13 protein-coding genes are annotated in these 19,932 nt (G+C 69.8%); 9 read left to right on the top strand and 4 right to left on the bottom strand.

Features of this window, described 5'->3' with window-relative positions:
* Positions 1 to 128: 128 nt before the first annotated feature.
* A complete protein-coding gene (locus ACZ56V_RS01670) occupies positions 129 to 2,741 on the top strand; it encodes a SpoIIE family protein phosphatase (RefSeq protein ID WP_468938411.1) in 2,613 nt (870 codons plus the stop codon).
* A gap of 242 nt (positions 2,742 to 2,983) precedes the next feature.
* On the top strand, positions 2,984 to 4,087 hold the full coding sequence (locus ACZ56V_RS01665; protein WP_468938409.1) for a glycoside hydrolase family 18 protein: 1,104 nt from the start codon (positions 2,984 to 2,986) through the stop codon (positions 4,085 to 4,087).
* Here ACZ56V_RS01665 and ACZ56V_RS01660 read toward each other — a convergent pair.
* Genes ACZ56V_RS01660 through ACZ56V_RS01645 form a run of 4 tightly spaced genes read right to left on the bottom strand, consistent with a single transcriptional unit; the run spans position 4,084 to position 7,991 of the window.
* Positions 4,084 to 4,863, bottom strand: coding sequence for a succinate dehydrogenase/fumarate reductase iron-sulfur subunit (locus tag ACZ56V_RS01660; RefSeq protein ID WP_398913252.1), 780 nt, complete (start codon positions 4,861 to 4,863; stop codon positions 4,084 to 4,086). The two genes, ACZ56V_RS01665 and ACZ56V_RS01660, sit on opposite strands and share 4 nt — an antisense overlap.
* Positions 4,860 to 6,809 carry a fumarate reductase/succinate dehydrogenase flavoprotein subunit gene (locus ACZ56V_RS01655; protein WP_468938406.1) on the bottom strand — a complete coding sequence of 650 codons (1,950 nt, stop codon included), beginning with the start codon at positions 6,807 to 6,809 and terminating at the stop codon, positions 4,860 to 4,862. The genes ACZ56V_RS01660 and ACZ56V_RS01655 overlap by 4 nt, the downstream gene beginning before the upstream one ends.
* Before the next feature lie 26 nt (positions 6,810 to 6,835).
* A complete protein-coding gene (locus ACZ56V_RS01650) occupies positions 6,836 to 7,672 on the bottom strand; it encodes a hypothetical protein (RefSeq protein ID WP_468938404.1) in 837 nt (278 codons plus the stop codon).
* A gap of 28 nt (positions 7,673 to 7,700) precedes the next feature.
* The gene (locus ACZ56V_RS01645) at positions 7,701 to 7,991 is read right to left on the bottom strand and encodes a hypothetical protein (RefSeq protein WP_467380743.1); all 291 of its coding nucleotides are present in this window, start codon (positions 7,989 to 7,991) and stop codon (positions 7,701 to 7,703) included.
* Between the two features lie 302 nt (positions 7,992 to 8,293).
* On the opposite strand from ACZ56V_RS01645, the gene ACZ56V_RS01640 reads away from it, so the two are divergent.
* The 7 genes from ACZ56V_RS01640 to ACZ56V_RS01610 all read left to right on the top strand — a co-directional run bounded on the left by ACZ56V_RS01640 (position 8,294) and on the right by ACZ56V_RS01610 (position 19,798).
* Positions 8,294 to 10,555 carry an ABC transporter family substrate-binding protein gene (locus ACZ56V_RS01640; RefSeq protein WP_468938401.1) on the top strand — a complete coding sequence of 754 codons (2,262 nt, stop codon included), beginning with the start codon at positions 8,294 to 8,296 and terminating at the stop codon, positions 10,553 to 10,555.
* A gap of 132 nt (positions 10,556 to 10,687) precedes the next feature.
* On the top strand, positions 10,688 to 12,604 hold the full coding sequence (gene typA, locus ACZ56V_RS01635) for a translational GTPase TypA (RefSeq protein WP_356360687.1): 1,917 nt from the start codon (positions 10,688 to 10,690) through the stop codon (positions 12,602 to 12,604).
* A 906-nt stretch (positions 12,605 to 13,510) separates the two neighbouring features.
* Positions 13,511 to 14,542: an ABC transporter permease gene (locus ACZ56V_RS01630; RefSeq protein WP_356360685.1), complete on the top strand. Its 1,032-nt coding sequence runs from the start codon at positions 13,511 to 13,513 to the stop codon at positions 14,540 to 14,542.
* 109 nt (positions 14,543 to 14,651) lie between these two features.
* Positions 14,652 to 16,454, top strand: a complete 1,803-nt coding sequence (locus ACZ56V_RS01625; RefSeq protein WP_468938396.1) for an ABC transporter substrate-binding protein — start codon at positions 14,652 to 14,654, stop codon at positions 16,452 to 16,454.
* Between the two features lie 112 nt (positions 16,455 to 16,566).
* Positions 16,567 to 17,544: an ABC transporter permease gene (locus tag ACZ56V_RS01620; RefSeq protein ID WP_052840862.1), complete on the top strand. Its 978-nt coding sequence runs from the start codon at positions 16,567 to 16,569 to the stop codon at positions 17,542 to 17,544.
* A gap of 10 nt (positions 17,545 to 17,554) precedes the next feature.
* Positions 17,555 to 18,616 carry an ABC transporter ATP-binding protein gene (locus ACZ56V_RS01615; protein ID WP_398913240.1) on the top strand — a complete coding sequence of 354 codons (1,062 nt, stop codon included), beginning with the start codon at positions 17,555 to 17,557 and terminating at the stop codon, positions 18,614 to 18,616.
* 27 nt (positions 18,617 to 18,643) lie between these two features.
* The gene (locus ACZ56V_RS01610; protein ID WP_468938393.1) at positions 18,644 to 19,798 is read left to right on the top strand and encodes an ABC transporter ATP-binding protein; all 1,155 of its coding nucleotides are present in this window, start codon (positions 18,644 to 18,646) and stop codon (positions 19,796 to 19,798) included.
* The last annotated feature ends 134 nt before the right edge of the window (positions 19,799 to 19,932 follow it).

The following is a 19,932-nucleotide window of genomic DNA, read 5'->3' as shown; positions in this document are numbered from 1 at the left end:
ACCGAAAACCATCGGGACCGTGCTGTGATCGTGAACACCGTGTCGTGCGGCGCCGTAGTGCTGGATACTGCGGGCAGCCGCCTCCGGTGACCGGTGCCGGACGCGGTGAGCTGGAGGGGACGGTTCGCGTGAGCGAGATACCAGCGAGGGCCGAGGAGCCCACGGAGTCCACGGAGTCCGAGGGCCCGTCGGCAGACGCGCCACTCGGTGACGCGGTGTGGCAGAGCAGCCCGCCCGGCTCCATCTACGACTACATCAAGGTCGCCTCCTTCTCCATCGGCCCCGACGGACTCGTCGACCAGTGGAGCCTGCGTGCGGAGCAACTGCTCGGCATCCGGGCCGAGGACGCCGTGGGCACCGATCCCATCGAGGCCTTCATCGATCCCGACCTGCGCGAACGCGGCCAGCGCAAGATGACCGAGATCCTCGACGGGCGGGAGTGGACCGGCGTGGTCCCCTTCCGGGCACCGGACGAGGCCGAGGGGACCGGTCAGCACGCGGGCGGCCGAAGCGGGCGGCGCGGGCTCGCCGAGGTGTACGTCATGCCGACGCGCACGGAGGACGGGGAGAAGGCCGCCGTCTGCATCGTCGTCGACGTCCGCGTCCTGCGCAGCATCGAGACCGACCTCGCCGCGTCGCAGGCCATATTCGGCCAGTCTCCGTTCGGGTTCCTGCTGATCGACCCCGACCTGCGGGTGCGCCGTGCCAACCAGCGGTTCGCCGCCACCTTCGGCGGCACCCCCGACGACCACCGGGGCAAGGGCGTCCACGACTACCTGCCGCGCGCCGAGGCCGACCGGGTCTCCGCGACCCTGCGCCGGGTCCTGGAGACCGGCGACTCCATCACGGACATGCACGTCACGGGCTTCGTGCCGGGCACCGAGGAACGCCGCCACTGGTCCGTCAACCTCTACCGCGTGCACAGCGGTTCCGGCCGGCCCATCGGCGTCGCCTGGCTCGGCACCGACATCACCGCCCGCCGCCAGGCCGCCCGCGAGGCCGCCGCCGCCCGGCGCAACCTCGCCCTCCTCAACGAGGCCGGCGCCCGCATCGGCAACTCCCTCGACCTGGAGACCACCGCCCGCGAACTCCTCGACGTCGTCGTCCCCGGCTTCTGCGACCTGGCCACCGTCGACCTCTACCAGGGCCTGCTGGTCGGCGACCAGAGCCCGCCAGGACTCGCCGACGGCAGCGCGGAACTGCGCCGTGTCGCCTTCTCCAGCGCCGTCTCGGACGCGCCCTTCCTCGGCACCGGCGAGCAGGTCGAGCTCGGCGCCGTCCACCACTACCCGTTCAACTCGCCCTGCGCGGACGCTCTGCGCACCGCCCGGCCGCGCGCCGTCCCCGCCGAGGACGGCGGTCTGGTGCAGTCCACGCTCGCCGTGCCGATGGTCGCCCACGACACGGTCGTCGGACTCGTCCAGTTCGCCCGCACCAAGGGCAGCGAGCCGTTCGGCGACCGCGACCGCGACCTCGCCGTGGAACTGGCCGCGCGCGCCGCCGTCTGCATCGACAACGCCCGCCTCTACCGGCGCGAACACGAACGCGCGCTGATACTGCAACGCTCGCTGCTCCCGCCCGGCGACCCGGAGGCATCGGGACTCGACATCGCCTGCCGCTACCTGCCCGGCAACGCGGCCACCGGCCGGGCCAGCGAGGTCGGCGGCGACTGGTTCGACGTCATCGAACTCCCCGGGCACCGCACCGCGCTGGTCGTCGGCGACGTCATGGGCCGCGGTCTGCGCGCCGCCGTCGCCATGGGCGAACTGCGCACCGCCGTACGCACCCTGGCCCAGCTCGACATCGAACCGGCCGAGGTGCTTTCCCAGCTGGACGAGATCGCCCGCGGCCTCGGCGCTCCCGGAGGCGTCCAGCAGGCCACCCGGGCCGCCCGCCGCCCCCGCGAGGCCGACCTGTCCGAGGTCTACCTGGCGACCTGCGTGTACGCCGTCTACGACTCGGTGACCCGGCGCTGCACCTTCGCCAACGCGGGCCACCTGCCGCCCGTCCTGGTCGAGCCCGGTGAGACCGCGCTGATGCTGGACGTGCCGCCGGGCCTGCCGCTCGGCGTGGGCGGGGAGCCCTTCGAGGAGGTGGAGGTCGAACTGCCCGAGGGCGCCCTGCTCGCCCTCTACACCGACGGCCTGGTCGAGAGCCGCGATCACCCCCTCGACGAGGGCCTCCAGGCCTTCGTGGGCGCCCTCACCGACCCCACCCAGCCCCTGGAGGACGTCTGCGACCAGGTCCTCAACACCCTCGACAGCCACCACGGCGAGGACGACATCGCCCTGCTGATGGCCCGAGTCCAGGGCCTGCCCAGCGACTCGGTCGGCGACTGGACCCTCCCGCGGGAGCCCCGCAGCGTCGGCCGGGCCCGCGAGTACGCCCGCGCCCAGCTGCTCGCCTGGGACATGGAGCCGCTGGTCGACACCACCGAACTGCTCGTCAGCGAACTCGTCACCAACGCGCTCCGCTACGGCGAGGGCGAGATCAGGCTCCGCCTCCTGCTCGACCGCACGCTGGTCTGCGAGGTCTGGGACTCCGGCCTGGTCCAGCCGCGCCGACGCCGCGCCCGCGACACCGACGAGGGCGGCCGCGGCCTGCAACTGGTCGGCCTGCTCAGCGCGGCCTGGGGCTCACGCCGTACGCCGCGCGGCAAGACGGTCTGGTTCGAGCTGCCCCTGCCGGGCGCCGACACCCAGCTCACCGATCCGGCGGAGGCCCTGCTGAGCCTGTTCTGACCCGCCCCGGAGTCGTACGCGTCCGGGCCCGCCGGGTGCGGCGCACATGCCCGTACCCGGCCAGCAGCAGGGCCGCCCCGGCCGCGACCAGGGGCGGCACCAGATCCGCGGAGATCATCGTCACGCACCCCTGACCGCAACCGGAACACCGGTTCGAGTCGTCCCCGCTGGCACCACGCTCGGAGCGTACGCGCGGCGACCGGTCACCGCGACCGGGGCCGGGCCACAGGGAGGGGACACCCGTGGAGGACACGGAGCCAAGAAACACCGAACCGACGGCCGTACCGGCAGCCGAACCGACAGCCGCCGACGGCGCCCAGCCTCCACCGGGGCCCAGGAAGAAGCGGCTCCGCCGCACCCGCCGCATCACCCTCGCCGTCCTCCTCGTCCTGCTCCTCCCCCTCCTCACCGCCGAGGCCGCCCTCCGCATCACCTACATGGGCGACCCCGCGGACGGCACCCACACCCGCGACCGCGACGCGATCTGGCTCGGCCACGCCTGGGTCGACGGCCGCAAGAAGGACGCGGACCTCACCGCGCTGGCCCGCGGCCTCAGGACCACCGGCATCCGGGACCTGTACGTGCACACCGGCCCGATGGAGCACGACGGCACGCTGCCCGAGGCGCTCTACCCCAAGGCCCGCTGGCTGATCGACGGCGTGCACCGGCAACTCCCCGGCGTCCGCGTCCAGGCCTTCCTCGGCGACGTCCTCGCCACCGAGGGCCCCGACGGCATGCGCCTGGAGCAGGCCGACACCCGCGCCGCCGTCGTCGACTCCGCCCGCCAGGTCCTGGACGCGGGCTACGACGGAGTCCACCTGGACCTGGAACCGCTGCACTCGGGCGACCGGAACTACCTCTCGCTCCTGGACGGCGTACGCGCCGTCACCCGCGCCCGGGACGCGCAACTCTCCGTCGCCGCCCACCAGATCGACCCGCTGCCGGCCCTGCACTCCGTCTTCGGCCTGTTCACCCAGCACCCCAAGTGGTGGTCGCAGGATTTCTTCGGCCAGGTCGCCCGCCGCGTCGACCAGATCGCCGTGATGTCCTACGACACCGCGCAGCCGCTGGAGAGCACCTACGGCGGCTACGTGGCCCAGCAGACCTCCCTCGCCCTGGAGGTCACCCCGCCCACGACCCACCTGCTGATGGGCCTGCCCTTCTACCACGAGAGCAACTTCGACCACTGGGGTCACGCCGAGACCGTCGCCGCCGCCGTGCGCGGCGTCCGCCTCGGCCTGTCCCGGACGGACGCCGACCGCGAGCTCTTCGGCGTCGCCCCGTACATCGACTTCGCGGCGACGGACACGAACTGGGAGGAGTACCGGGACGGCTGGGTCCGCTAGGACCGGTCCCGGGAGCGGCGCCCGATCTTCGAGCCCAGCCACACCAGCGGGTCGTACTTGCGGTCCACGGCCCGTTCCTTCAGGGGGATCAGCGCGTTGTCCGTGATCCTGATGCCCTCGGGGCACACCTCTGTGCAGCACTTGGTGATGTTGCAGTAGCCCAGGCCGTGTTCGTCCTGGGCGGTGCGTGACCGGTCCAGGCCGGTGTCACCGGCGGCGTCCAGCGGGTGCATGTCCAGTTCGGCGACGCGCATGAGGAAGCGCGGGCCCGCGAAGGCGGGCTTGTTCTCCTCGTGGTCCCGCACGACATGGCAGGTGTCCTGGCACAGGAAGCACTCGATGCACTTGCGGAACTCCTGCGAACGTTCCACGTCCTCCTGCATCATCCGGTACTCGCCCGGCCCTAGGTCGGCGGGCGGGACGAAGGCCGGGACCTCGCGGGCCTTGGTGTAGTTGAAGCCGACGTCCGTCACCAGGTCCCGGATCACCGGGAAGGCGCGCAGCGGCGTGACGGTGATCGTCTCCTCACGGGTGAACACGGACATGCGGGTCATGCACAGCAGCCGGGGCCGCCCGTTGACCTCGGCCGAGCACGAACCACACTTGCCCGCCTTGCAGTTCCAGCGCACCGCGAGGTCGGGGGCCTGGGTGGCCTGGAGGCGGTGGATGATGTCGAGCACCACCTCGCCCTCGTTCACCTCGACCGTGAAGTCGGCGAGGCCACCGCCCTCCACGTCACCGCGCCACACCTTGAAGCGGGCCTCGTAGCCGCTCATTCGGACAGGCCCTCCAGCTCGTCGTCGGCGAGGTACTTCACCAGCTCCTCCTTGTCGAAGAGGGCGAGCAGGTCGGGCCGGATCGGCTCGGTGGTCTGCCGCTCCAGGGCGATCCGGCCGCGCTCCGGGTCCGTCGCCGCGAGGTCGCCGGCCGGATCGGCCAGCGAGCAGAGCAGGTTGGCCGGGCGCCAGCGCCGGTCCATCGACGGATGGTCCTCCCGGGTGTGCCCGCCGCGCGACTCGGTGCGCTCCAGCGCGGCCCGCGCCACGCACTCGCTGACCAGCAGCATGTTGCGCAGGTCCAGGGCGAGGTGCCAGCCCGGGTTGAACTGCCGGTGCCCCTCCACCCCGGCCCGGCGGGCACGCACCCGCAGCTCCGCCAGCTTCTCCAGGGCCTGCTTCATCTCCGCCTCGCGACGGATGATCCCCACCAGGTCGTTCATGGTCTGCTGGAGTTCCTGGTGGAGGGTGTACGGGTTCTCCGGCGGCCCGGCACCGGGCTCCTGCGTCTCGGCGGAGAACGGCCGCAGCGCCTCCGCGGCCGCGGCGTCCACCTGCGCGTCGTCGACCCGGGCGCGCCCGTCCCCGTCCGGCCGCCCCGCCGCGTACTCGGCCGCGTACCGCCCCGCCCGGCGTCCGAACACCAGCAGGTCGGACAGCGAGTTGCCGCCCAGCCGGTTGGAGCCGTGCATGCCGCCGGCCACCTCACCGGCGGCGAACAGCCCCGGCACCCCGCGCGCGGCGGCGGTGTCGGAGTCGACGGCGACGCCGCCCATGACGTAGTGGCAGGTGGGCCCGACCTCCATCGCCTCCGCCGTGATGTCCACGTCCGCCAGCTCCTTGAACTGGTGGTACATGGACGGCAGCCGGCGCCGGATCACCTCGGCGGACATCCGGGTGGACACGTCGAGGAAGACCCCGCCGTGCGGTGAGCCCCGGCCCTCCTTCACCTCGGCGTTGATCGCGCGGGCGACCTCGTCGCGGGGGAGCAGCTCGGGCGGGCGGCGGTTGTGGTCCGGGTCGTCGTACCAGCGGTCGCCCTCCGCCTCCGACTCGGCGTACTTCTCCTTGAAGACGTCCGGGACGTAGTCGAACATGAACCGCTTGCCCTCGGAGTTGCGCAGCACCCCGCCGTCGCCGCGCACCGACTCGGTGACCAGGATGCCCTTCACCGAGGGCGGCCAGACCATGCCCGTCGGGTGGAACTGCACGAACTCCATGTTCAGCAGCGGAGCCCCGGCCAGCAGCGCCAGGGCGTGACCGTCGCCCGTGTACTCCCACGAGTTCGACGTCACCTTGAACGACTTGCCGATGCCGCCGGTGGCGATCACCACCGAGGGCGCCTGAAGGACGAAGAAGCGGCCGCTCTCGCGCTCGTAGCCGAAGACGCCCGAGACCTCGCGGCCCTCCTTGAGCACGCGGGTGACCGTGCACTCCTGGAAGACCTTCAGCCGGGACTCGTGGTCCCCGGTCTCGCGGAAGTCCTCCTGCTGGAGCGAGACGATCTTCTGCTGGAGGGTGCGGATCAGCTCCAGACCCGTGCGGTCGCCGACGTGGGCGAGGCGCGGGTACTCGTGGCCGCCGAAGTTGCGCTGCGAGATCCGGCCGTCCTTCGTACGGTCGAACAGCGCGCCCCAGGTCTCCAGTTCCCACACCCGCTGCGGTGCCTCCTGGGCGTGCAGTTCGGCCATCCGCCACTGGTTGAGGAACTTGCCGCCGCGCAGCGTGTCGCGGAAGTGGACCTGCCAGTTGTCGCCGGAGTTGACGTTGCCCATGGAGGCGGCGATGCCGCCCTCGGCCATCACGGTGTGCGCCTTGCCGAACAGCGACTTGCAGATCACGGCCGTACGGGCGCCCCGTTCGCGGGCCTCGATCGCGGCGCGCAGCCCGGCGCCGCCCGCGCCCACCACGACGACGTCCCATTCCTGCCGGTCGACCACGGACATCAAAAGGCCTCACTCATCGGAAGTCGTCAGAAGAAGCGCGGATCGTCGAAGACCCCGGACGCGACCAGGTAGACGTAGAAGTCGGCGAGCGCCACGCTCACCAGCGACGCCCAGGCGAGCTGCATGTGCCGGGCGTTGAGCCTGCCCACCAGCTGCCACATCCGGTAGCGCACGGGATGCCGCGAGAAGTGCCTGAGCTTGCCGCCGACGATGTGCCGGCAGGAGTGGCAGGAGAGGGTGTACGCCCAGATCAGCGCGATGTTGGCGAGGAACACCAGGGTGCCGAGCCCCATGTGGCCCCACGCGTAGTGCTCGTCGCGGAAGGCGAGCACGGTGTCGTAGGTGAGGATGCCCGCGACCAGCAGCGCCGCGTAGAAGAAGTACCGGTGGACGTTCTGCAGGATCAGCGGGAAGCGGGTCTCGCCGGTGTACTTCTTGTGCGGCTCGGCCACCGCGCAGGCCGGCGGGGACGCCCAGAATCCCCGGTAGTAGGCCTTGCGGTAGTAGTAGCAGGTCAGGCGGAAGCCGAGCGGGAAGATCAGGATGATGATCGCGGGGGAGACGCCCCACCAGGTGCCGAAGAGTTCCCAGTTGGGCCCCGAGCGCATCGGCTCGCAGTTCTCCGCCAGACAGGGGGAGTAGAAGGGCGAGACGTACGGGGCCGCGTAGTAGTCGGCGTTCGCGAAGGCCCGCCAGCTCGAGTAGGCGATGAAGGCCAGCAGGCCCGCCGCGGTGGCGGCCGGTGCCAGCCACCAGCGGTCGGTGCGCAGGTGCGGGGCGCGGATGGCGGCGCGCGTCGGGGTGTGGACGCCACCGCCCGGGGGACGGTCTTCGGTGGCTGGAGGTTCGGTACCAGTTGCCACTGGGCGACTCCGGTCGGTCGGGTCGGGTTCAGGGAGCGCGGCGGTCGCGGGCGCCGAGGCCCTCGTCGTCCGAGTCCGTCCACAGCGAGCCGTCGTACGGCGTGTCGGGGATCGGGACGAGGTCCGGGCGCGTGGGGGCGTCCGGCGCGGCAGCCGCCGCCCGCAGCAGCGCGAGGCTCTCGCGCAGATGGTCGGCGTCGGTACGGACCCGGCGGACCTCCAGGCCACCGCTGCCCAGCTGCTGTTCCAGCCGGGTCACCGTCCGGGACAGCTCGTCGAGGCTGCGCTGCACCGATGACAGATCGTCGTGCACGGACAAGACGTGACCTCACTTCCGTCGGACACGGCAAGGGGCGGCCGGGCTGGGGAGCGACGCTGGTGCGCCTGAGAGTGTCGCGCGTCACACCAGTCGCTGGGAAGGGATGTGCAGCGATTGGCCGGGGCGTGTGGGTGCACCGCGGGTGGCGTTGAGCCGCACGGGTGAGCTTACGCACCGTCGTCGCCGTGTCTCCCAGCGTGGCGGAACCGTTTCCCCTTCAGTTGCCGCATCCCCGTCCGGATACAAATGATCAACCTGAATACCGCAAATCTCGCAAACGCGGCCTTCCGGAGGTAGCAGAGATGTCCCACGTCGGCGTCGGACCGCGCGCGGTCATGCGTTCGGTCGCTTTCCTCACCGCGGGTGTCCTCGCGGTTCCCGCGCTGGCCGGCTGCACCTCCGAGGACCCGTCGGGCAAGCCGCTCGCCGGGCAGGACGTCGCCGCCGCGGCCCGCGCCCGCATCTCCGACGGCGGCACCCTGCGCTGGGCCGTGGACTCCGTGCCGGACACACTGAACGCCTTCCAGTCGGACGCCGACGCCACCACGACCCGCGTCGCGCAGGCCGTACTGCCCTCCATGTACCGCATGGACGAGACCGGCAGCCCGGTGCGCAACCCCGACTACCTGGAGTCGGCCGAGGTCGTCGACACCGAGCCCAAGCAGGTCGTCCTGTACAAGCTGAACCAGCAGGCGGTCTGGAGCGACGGCCGGGAGATCGGCGCCGCGGACTTCGCCGCCCAGTGGCGCGCCCTGTCCGGGAAGGACAGCGCCTACTGGACCGCCCGCAACGCCGGCTACGACCGCATCGAGAAGATCGAGCGCGGCGCGAACGACCTGGAGGTCAAGGTCACCTTCAGCCGGCCCTACGCCGACTGGAAGGCCCTGTTCACGCCCCTGTACCCGAAGGACGTCACGGGCACCCCCGACGCCTTCAACGACGGCGCGCGGCGGACGCTCAAGGTCAGCGCCGGGCCCTTCGCGGTCAAGAAGGTCGACACCAAGGGCGACCGGGTCGTCCTCACCGGCAACCCGCGCTGGTGGGGCGAGCCGGCGAAACTGGACCAGATCGTGCTGCGCGCCGTCCCCCGCGACGAGCGGGTCTCCGCACTGGTCGCCGGCAAGCTCGACCTCGCCGAGATCGACCCGGAGACCGCCGACGAGGTCAGCCTGGCCGCCGGGCCCCGGGATCCCGCCACCGGCACCCCGCTCATGGGCCCCGGCGGCACCCCGGCCCCCGGCCCGCAGGGCAGGTCCGCCGCCGAGGCGCTGCGCTCCTGGGCCGTCGCCAACGGCTCCGACGAGGAGGCCGCCGAGGAGGAGGTCCTCGCCCGCGAGGAGCGGAGCGAGGCCGAGGCGAAGGCCCGGCGCCGTCAGCAGGCCCTGAGCGGCTTCGAGGTCCGCAAGTCGCTGGAACCCGCCTACACCCAGCTCGCCCTCAACGGCTCCGACGGCCCCCTCGCCGACGAGCGCGTCCGCAGGGCCGTGGCCCGTGCCCTGGACCGCGGGAAGCTGGCCAAGGCGGTGCTCAAGCCGCTCGGCCTGCCCGCCGAGCCCGTGGGCAGCCACCTCGCCCTGTCCGGCCAGCCCGCCTACGCCGACGGCAGCGGCGCGCTCGGCGAGCAGAACGCCAAGGAGGCCCGGGCCCTGCTCGCGGACGCCGGATGGGTCCCCGGCGGCCCCGTGAAGAAGAAGGGCGGCGAGGAGGCGGCCGGCGCCGAGAAGGAAACGAAGGACGAGAAAGACGAGAAGGACGAGGACGGCAAGGACGAGAAGGACGAGCAGCAGTCCGAGGGCGACGACGACGGCACCTACATCGTCGGCGAGGACGACAAGAACGGCGGCGACGACGCCAAGGACGGCGCCGACCAGGAGAGCGGCGAGAAGCACAGCAGCGGCAAGAACACCGCGCAGGGCGGCGCGCCCGGCGCCTACGCCCCCAAGGGCACCGCGGCCCCGGCCGGCTCGGCGGCGGCCCCGCTCGCCAAGGACGGCAAGGCGCTCACCCTCCGCTTCGTGCTCCCCTCCGGCCCCGGCTCCGAGACCCTGCGCACCGTGGCCGACCGCATCACGGACATGCTGAAGGAGATCGGCATCGGCACCGAGGTCACCAAGGTGCCGGACGAGAGCTACTTCAAGGACCACATCGCCGCCGGCGAGTACGACCTGGCGCTCTACTCCTGGCCCGCCTCCGCCTTCCCGGCCACCGACGCCCGCCCCATCTACGCCAAGCCCGTCCCGGCCGCCGACGGTTCCCTGAACGTCGCGCAGAACTACACCCGGGTCGGCACCGACCAGGTCGACCAGCTCTTCGACCGGGCCATGGGCACCCTGGACCAGAAAGAGGCCCGGGACCTGCTGCGCAAGGCCGACTCGCGGATCTGGGCGGCGGCCGGCTCCGTCCCCCTCTACCAGCGCCCCCAGCTGGTGGCGGCCCGCGAGAACCTCGCCAACGCGGGAGCCTTCGGCTTCGAGACGCCGGTCTACGAGGACATGGGCTTCCTCAAGAAGGGCGCCCAGGGCTCCCGGCCCTCCGCCCCGTCCTCGGCGTCGCCCTCGTCCTGAACCCTCCTGGCAAGCCGCAGTCCCCGGGGCCCCGTACCATTGGGTGAGGCCGTGGCATGTACCGCCCGGCAGGCCCGCGTGACACGGACGTCCGCGACGGCCGTCCTCACACCCTCCGGGAGTAAGCCACTTATGGCCGCGTCTACAACGCGTCACGACATCCGCAACGTCGCCATCGTCGCCCACGTCGACCACGGCAAGACCACCATCGTCGACGGAATGCTCAAGCAGGCCGGCGCCTTCGCCGCGCACCAGCTCGAAGGCGTCGACGACCGCATGATGGACTCGAACGACCTGGAGCGTGAGAAGGGCATCACGATCCTGGCGAAGAACACGGCGGTGAAGTACCACCCGAAGGATGGCGGCGACGTCATCACCATCAACATCATCGACACCCCCGGCCACGCCGACTTCGGCGGCGAGGTCGAGCGCGGTCTGTCGATGGTCGACGGTGTCGTGCTGCTCGTGGACGCCTCCGAGGGCCCGCTGCCGCAGACCCGCTTCGTGCTGCGCAAGGCGCTCAGCCAGCGGCTGCCGATCATCCTGTGCATCAACAAGACGGACCGCCCGGACGCCCGGATCGACGAGGTCGTCAACGAGACGTACGACCTCTTCCTCGACCTGGACGCCGACGAGGAGCAGATCGAGTTCCCGATCGTCTACGCCTGCGGCCGGGACGGCGTCGCCTCCCTCACCAAGCCCGAGGACGGCACGGTCCCCTCCGACTCCACCAGCCTGGAGCCGTTCTTCTCGACGATCCTGGACTACATCCCGGCGCCGACCTACGACGAGGACGCCCCGCTCCAGGCGCACGTGACCAACCTGGACGCCGACAACTTCCTCGGCCGTATCGCGCTGCTCCGCGTGCACCAGGGCGAGCTGAAGAAGGGCCAGACCGTCGCCTGGATGAAGCGCGACGGGTCCGTGCAGAACGTGCGGATCTCCGAGCTGATGATGACCGAGGCGCTCACTCGCAAGCCCGCCGAGAAGGCCGGCCCCGGTGACATCTGCGCCGTCGCCGGCATCCCGGACATCATGATCGGCGAGACTCTGGCCGACGTGGAGAACCCGGTCCCGCTGCCGCTGATCACGGTGGACGAGCCCGCGATCTCCATGACCATCGGCACCAACACCTCCCCGCTGGTCGGCCGCGGCGCCACCGGCAAGGGCGCGGACAACAAGGCGGTCGTCAAGGACCGCAAGGTCACCGCCCGCCAGGTCAAGGACCGCCTGGACCGCGAGCTGATCGGCAACGTCTCGCTGCGCGTCCTGGACACTGAGCGCCCGGACGCCTGGGAGGTGCAGGGCCGCGGTGAGCTGGCGCTGGCCATCCTGGTCGAGCAGATGCGCCGCGAGGGCTTCGAGCTGACCATCGGCAAGCCGCAGGTCGTCACCAAGGAGGTCGACGGCAAGACGTACGAGCCCGTCGAGCGCATGACGATCGACGTGCCCGAGGAGCACATGGGCGCGGTCACGCAGCTGATGGGCGTGCGCAAGGGCCGGATGGACAACATGTCCAACCACGGCTCGGGCTGGGTCCGCATGGAGTTCGTGGTCCCCTCGCGCGGCCTGATCGGATTCCGGACGGAGTTCCTCACCCAGACCCGCGGCACCGGCATCGCCCACTCCATCCACGAGGGCCACGAGCCCTGGTTCGGCACCCTGACGACCCGCAACAACGGCTCGCTGGTCGCCGACCGCTCCGGTGCCGTCACCGCGTTCGCGATGACCAACCTCCAGGAGCGCGGCGTGCTCTTCACGGACCCCGGCACCGAGGTGTACGAGGGCATGATCGTCGGCGAGAACTCCCGCGCCGACGACATGGACGTGAACATCACCAAGGAGAAGAAGCTCACCAACATGCGCTCCTCCTCGGCCGACTCCTTCGAGGCGATCGTCCCGCCGCGCAAGCTGTCGCTGGAGCAGTCCCTGGAGTTCTGCCGCGACGACGAGTGCGTCGAGGTGACCCCGGAGGCCGTCCGGATCCGCAAGGTGAACCTGGACGCCCGCGAGCGCGCCCGCGCCGCCAGCCGCGCCAAGCACGGCTGACCCACCGCACGACGGACGGCACCGGACACCACGGCTCACGTGGTGTCCGGTGCCGTTTGGCGTGATGCCGACGCGGGTGGGGCGCGGGGGTAGGGAAAACCCTCGATTTCCCGGCGGGGCGGGGCAGAGTGGGCAGGCCCGCACTAACCTGCGCGGAAGCACTCCGCCCGGAGTGCCGACGGGCGGTCCCGTCCGGGGGTCCGGGGGCCGGCGCCGACGGACGTGCCGGGCGCGGGACATACCTGCGGGTCAGCTTGCACCCACCGCACGTTACGCGCAATCAATTTCTGTCGCGCGGACGTCCGTTATACGGACGGTCACCACCGTTAGATGTGTAACAAGTCCGTTTCGCAGCGATCTCGCACCAAACCCTTTGTCCGGATTTTGAAAGATCTGGCCCCTATCTGTGATCGAACCGAGACCTCGAACCTGTGGTTCGTTCCCCGGAGGATGGCAGATAGTTAGGCGCGTAGAGCTCGGATAAACGGGTCACGCGCTGACGGGGCGCAGGCTCGCGAGCGTGAGGGTGCCAGGCGATCTCATCACCGGCCGATGGCCGGAATGTGTCGTGTGCTCCTCTTTGCGGTGAACCAGCGGATTCATGAGGAGGAACCCATGCGAGGTGCCACAAGCGCCATATGGGTCGCGTCGTCCCCGATGGCAGGTGTAGGCCCCGCGGGTGCGTTCAGTGCCGTCACGGTTGACGCGGCAGCGGCCCGGCGTCGCGAACTTCCTTGACGTAGTGCGCCGTCGGTCGGTAGTCGCCGACCGCGAGCCAGGGTTCTCCCGGGACCGTGCCGCCCCTCCGTCTTTGTTCCCCTCGCGCGCTGCGAAAGACGTACGCCGTGCGAAGGCCGTCGGCCGCGTGCACTCCCGACGACCTCCTACCTGTGAAATGGACGAATCATGACGAGTCCAATCGAGATTGAGGGTGCTGAAGCCTCTTCCGTCTTGGACAAAGAGAGCGCGCCGCAGGGCGACGCCCCGAAGCCCAAGGAGCCGGAAGGGCGCAAGCCCGGCCAGTTGATGTGGGCGCGCTTCAAGCGCGACCGGGCCGGTGTGATCTCTGCCTGCATCGTCCTGTTCTTCTTCGTGGTCGCGGCGGCGGCGCCACTGATCTCGAAGGTCTACGGCAAGGACCCGTATACCCTGTACGGGCAGGAGAACCCCGACCTCCTGGACATGTTCACCATGCCCGCCGCGCCCTTCGGCGGCATCGACGGCGACTTCTGGTTCGGCATCGAACCGGGCCTGGGCCGCGACGTGTTCACCCAGCTGCTGTACGGCATGCGCAACTCGATGGCCACCGCGCTCGCGGCGACCCTCATCATGACGGTGCTGGGCGTCCTGATCGGCCTGGCCGGCGGCTACTTCGGCGGGAAGATCGACTACTGGCTCGGCCGGATCACCGACTTCTTCATGGCGCTGCCCAGCCAGCTCTTCTTCGTCGCCGCGATGCCCGTCATCACCACGGTGTTCGTCGCCCCGGACAAGGAGACGCCCACCTATGTGCGCGCCTCCGCGATCATCATCGTGCTGTCCTTCCTGGGCTGGATGAGCATGGCCCGGATCGTCCGGGGCGCCACGATGTCCCTGCGCGACCGGGAGTTCATCGAGGCGGCCCGCATCTCCGGAGCCTCGCCCTGGCGCATCCTCCGCAAGGAACTGCTGCCCAACATCGTCACTCCGACGCTGGTACAGGCGACGCTCACGCTGCCGAGCACGATCCTCAGCATCGCGTTCCTGTCCTTCGTGGGCGTGGGGTACGTCGAGCCCACGCCGGACTGGGGGCGGATGTTCGCCATCGGCGCGGACATCGTCGAGCAGGACCCCTACTACATGCTCTTCCCCGGCGTCGCCATGGTCGTCTTCATGGTGGCCTTCAACCTCCTCGGTGACTCGATCCGGGACGCCTTCGACCCCAAGGGAAACCGCTGAGGCCAGGGGGACCCCCCACATCCTCGCCCGGCCGGTTCGGTGCCGCTCAGCCCGGCCCCGGCCACGTACCAGCAGTGCTCACTACTCACAGGCAGGTGGATTCGTCCCTATGAGCATTCTCCGCAACCGCACCGCCACGGCCGCCATAGTCGCGGTCGCAGCCGGCGCCCTGACCCTCACCGCCTGCGGCGGCGGCGACGGCGGCAGCTCCGCCAAGGACAACAGCAAGAAGAAGGAAGACGCCAAGTCGCAGTCGAAGCCGGTGCAGATCGGTGACGCGCAGGCGTCCACCGGCCCGGCCCCCGAGGTCCCCGGTGCCAAGCCGGGCGGCATCGCGACCGTGTACCAGGAGGCGGACTTCTCCCACCTGGACCCGGGCCAGATCTACGTCTCGGACGGCAAGCTGCTCAGCCGCCTCATCTTCCGCGGTCTGACCCAGTACGACGAGGACGAGAACGGCAACCTGACCGTCGTGGGCGACCTCGCCACCGACGCGGGCAAGGCGTCCGACGGCGGCAAGACCTGGACGTACACCCTCAAGGACAACCTGAAGGACGCGAACGGCAACCCGATCAACTCGGCGGACATCCGCCACACGATCGAGCGCCTGTACGCCAACTACATCACCGACGGCCCGACCTACCTGCAGCAGTGGCTGTCCGGTGACGGCACCACCTACCGCGACGCCTACGCGGGCCCGGACAAGGGCAAGCACCTGCCCGACTCCGTCCTGGAGACGCCGGACGACAAGACGATCGTCATGCACTTCAAGAAGGCGCGTCCCGACGTCCCGCAGATGCTGACCATGCCCGGTTACAGCGTCGTGCCGGAGGAGACGGACACCAAGGAGAAGTACGACAACGCCCCCGTCGCCGTCGGCCCGTACAAGATCGCCGACTTCAAGCCGGGCAAGTCCATGAAGCTGGTGAAGAACACCCAGTGGGACCCGAAGTCCGACTCGGTGCGCCACCAGTACGTCGACGGGTTCAACATCTCGATGAACCACGACGACGAGGACCAGACCAAGACCCTCCTCGCCGACCAGGGCGAGGCCAAGAACGCCATGATGTTCACGGGTCAGGTCGCCACCACGCAGCTGCAGAAGGTGGTGGGCGACAAGAACGCGATGAAGAACCGCACGATCCAGGGCTACGCCCCGTACGTGTGGCAGCTGAACTTCAACATGGACCGCATCAAGGACAAGAAGCTCCGTGACGCGATCACCCTGGCGCTGCCCTCCGACTCGGTCTTCAAGGCCGACGGTGGTGCCTACGGCGGTGAGGTCGCCAACTCGCTGATGTCGCCCACGACCCCGGGCTACAACGACAAGTTCGACCCGTTCAACCGGCTCAAGAAGCCGAACGGTGACATCGCGGCCGCCAAGAAGCTGATCAAGGAGGGTGGCTTCGAGGGCAAGAGCCTCGTCTACGCCTACGGCAACACGCCGACCCGCCAGAAGCAGGCCGTCCTGATCGCCGACGCCCTGGAGAAGATCGGTCTGGACATCCAGAAGAAGGAGATCGACTCCGCCACCTGGTACGAGCAGGTCGGCAAGGTCAAGAACGGCTACGACCTGTACATGACCGGCTGGGGCCAGGACTGGCCGTCCGCCTCCACGGTCATCCCGCCGTCGTACGACGGCACGCAGATCCAGGACGGCGCGTCGAACTACTCGCACATCAACGACGAGCACGTGAACTCCGAGATCAAGCGCATCGAGACGATCACGGACACGGCGGAGGCCACCAAGGCCTGGGCCGAGCTGAGCGAGTACATCTCCAAGGAAGTCAACCCGGCCGCCCCGATCTACTACACCAAGGTCTTCCAGATCTTCGGTTCGAACATCGGCGGCATCCGCTACAGCTCGGACTCGAGCTACGTGGACGTGACCCGGATCTTCCTCAAGAAGTAGTCCGCTCGGTCGGGAAACCGGTGGGGGCGCGCGGCGGAGCGCCCCCACCGGGCCCTGATCCCCTCCAGACCTCCCCATCCGACTGCCGCAGTCCTGAGAGCAGCTGTCTGCCATGCTTCAATTCCTGATTCGCCGGACCTTCGGCGCAGCGCTGATCCTGGTGTTGATCAGTGCCTTCACCTTCTTCATGTTCTTCGCGATCCCGCAGGACCCGGCCATGCTGGCCTGTGGCAAGAACTGCACTCCGGACGCGCTGGCGATCATTCACCAGAACCTGGGCCTCGACAAGCCGGTCCCGGTGCAGTACTGGAACTTCCTGATCGGCATCTTCGCCGGCCGTGACTTCGCCGTCGGCCACTGCAGCGCTCCCTGCTTCGGCGTCTCCTTCGCCAACAACCAGAACGTCTGGGACACGATCCTCGACCGCTTCCCGGTGACCATCTCGCTGACCCTCGGCAGCCTGCTGGTCTTCCTCACCCTCGGCCTCGGCGCCGGTCTGCTGGCCGCCAAGTTCCGCGGCACCTGGATCGACAAGACGTTCAGCTCCGGTTCGCTGGTCATCAGCTCGCTGCAGATCTACTTCCTCGGCCCGCTGGTGATGATCCCGCTGGTGTACTCGACGGGCTGGCTGGACAAGCCGAAGTACGTGCCCTTCTCCGAGGACCTCGGCGGCTGGTTCATGGGCCTGCTGATCCCCTGGGTCGTGATGGCGACCATCTTCACCGCCAACTACACCCGGATGAGCCGCTCCTCGATGATCGAGCAGCTCCAGGAAGAACATGTGAGGGCGGCCCGCGCCAAGGGCATGTCGGGCAACTACACCTTCTTCCGCTACGCCTGGCGCGGCTCCCTCGTCCCCATCGTGACCATCCTCGGCATCGACCTGTCCGCCCTCATGGGCGGCGGCATGGTGACCGAGATGACGTTCGGCCTGGCCGGGATCGGCCGGCTCGCACTGAAGTCCGTCACTGACAAGGACCTGCCGATGCTGATGGGCGTCATGCTGGTCAGTGCCGCACTCATCATCGTCTTCAACCTGATCGTGGACGCCCTGTACGCCGTCATCGACCCGCGCGTGCGCCTGTCCTAGGAGAACCACCGTGACCACTCAGACCAAGCCCGAAGAGGCCCCGGCCGCCGCCGCGGGAGACCCGTTCCTCTCGGTGCGCGACCTCAAGGTCCACTTCTCCACCGAGGGCGGCGTCGTCAAGGCGGTGGACGGGCTCTCCTTCGACCTGGAGCGGGGCAAGACCCTCGGCATCGTGGGCGAGTCCGGCTCCGGCAAGTCGGTGACCAACCTGGCCGTCCTCGGGCTGCACGACCGCCGCAAGACCGCGATCGACGGATCGATCACGCTGGACGGCCAGGAGCTGACCGACGCCAGTGAGAAGCAGCTGGAGAGGCTGCGCGGCAAGAAGATGGCGATGATCTTCCAGGACGCGCTGACCGCGCTGTCGCCGTACTACACGGTCGGCCGGCAGATCGCGGAGCCGTTCATGAAGCACAACGGCGCGTCCAAGAAGGACGCCCGGGTGCGCGCCATCGACCTGCTGCAGAAGGTCGGCATCCCGCACCCGCAGCAGCGGGTCGACGACTACCCGCACCAGTTCTCCGGCGGTATGCGTCAGCGCGCCATGATCGCGATGGCCCTCTCGTGCAACCCCGACCTGCTCATCGCGGACGAGCCCACCACGGCGCTCGACGTGACCGTCCAGGCGCAGATCCTCGACCTGCTCAAGGACCTCCAGCAGGAGTTCGGCTCCGCGATCATCATGATCACCCACGACCTGGGCGTGGTCGGCAACATGGCCGACGACATCCTGGTCATGTACGCGGGCCGGGCCGTCGAGCGCGGCACGGTGCGCGAGGTGCTCAAGACGCCGCAGCACCCGTACACCTGGGGCCTGCTGAGCTCGATGCCGAACCTCACCTCAGACGTCGACGAGCCGCTGATACCGATCCCGGGATCGCCGCCCTCGCTGATGAACCCGCCCTCGGGATGCGCGTTCCACCCGCGGTGCGGCTTCACCGACCTGGTCTCCGGCAGCCGTTGCTCGGGCGAGCGCCCGCTGCTCGGCCAGGGACGCGCCGCCGCCTGTCACTTGACGGGGGACCAGCGGCAACAGGTCTTCATCGACAAGATTCAGCCCCGGCTGGGCTGAGCGGAAACCGGCGACTGGGGCATCACCATGAGCGACAACAGCAAGACCAGCAAGACGAAGACAGCGGTGGCCGACACCTTCCCGCAGCAGCGGGACGGTGACACCGGCCCGCTCCTCAAGGTCCGCAATCTGGCGAAGCACTTCCCGATCAAGGGCGGCTTCCCGATCAAGCGCACCGTCGGCCATGTCAAGGCCGTCGACGGCGTCGACCTGGAGGTCTACCCGGGCGAGAGCCTCGGCCTCGTCGGCGAGTCCGGCTGCGGCAAGTCGACCACCGGCCGGCTGCTGACCCGCCTGTACGAGCCCACCCAGGGGACCATCGAGTACAAGGGCCAGGACATCAGCCGCGCCAACCGGCGACAGCTGGCGCCGATCAGGTCCGAGATCCAGATGATCTTCCAGGACCCGTACGCGTCGCTGAACCCGAGGCAGACCGTCGGCACGATCATCTCGGGCCCGATGGAGATCAACGGGATCAACCCGCCCGGCGGCCGCGAGAAGCGCGTCCGGGAACTCCTGGAGATCGTCGGTCTCAACCCGGAGCACTACAACCGCTTCCCGCACGAGTTCTCCGGCGGCCAGCGCCAGCGCATCGGTGTCGCGCGCGCCGTCGCCCTGGAGCCGAAGCTGATCGTCGCCGACGAGCCCGTCTCGGCCCTCGACGTGTCGATCCAGGCCCAGGTGGTGAACCTGCTGCAGGAGGTGCAGCGGGAGATGGGGATCGCGTTCGTCTTCATCGCCCACGACCTGGCGATCGTGCGGCACTTCTCGCAGCGCATCGCGGTGATGTACCTGGGCAAGGTCGTGGAGATCGCGGACCGCGACTCGCTCTACAACCGCCCCCGCCACCCGTACACGCACGCCCTGCTGTCCGCGGTGCCGGAGGTCGACCTCGACGCCGAGAAGAAGGAGCGCATCCGGCTCGAAGGCGACGTTCCCTCGCCGATCTCGCCGCCCTCCGGCTGCCGGTTCCGCACCCGGTGCTGGAAGGCGCAGGACAAGTGCGCCACCGAGGAGCCGCCGCTCGTGCAGCTCTCCGGCAGCCGTGAGGGCCACCTGACGGCCTGCCACTTCCCGGAGGCGGGCTCGACGGAGGCCAGGGCCGAGGACATCGTCCTGGACCCGGGCCTGAAGGCGTTGGAGGGCGACGCCGACGGCGGCGCGGCGGTCTCCAAGGCCTGACCGGCACACAGAGGCAGTCGGGGAAGGGCGGCGGCGGGAGGAGGACTCCCGCCGCCGCCCTTCCGCATGCCGCCGGACCTCCTGCACCCGTCCGGAGGACACCGGCAACCCGTATGGACCGGACGGGTGTGCGC

It is taken from the genome of Streptomyces sp. NPDC034099, assembly GCF_055575415.1.
The sequence above is the reverse complement of the archived record's forward strand: the minus strand, read 5'-3'. Positions and strand labels throughout refer to the sequence as shown.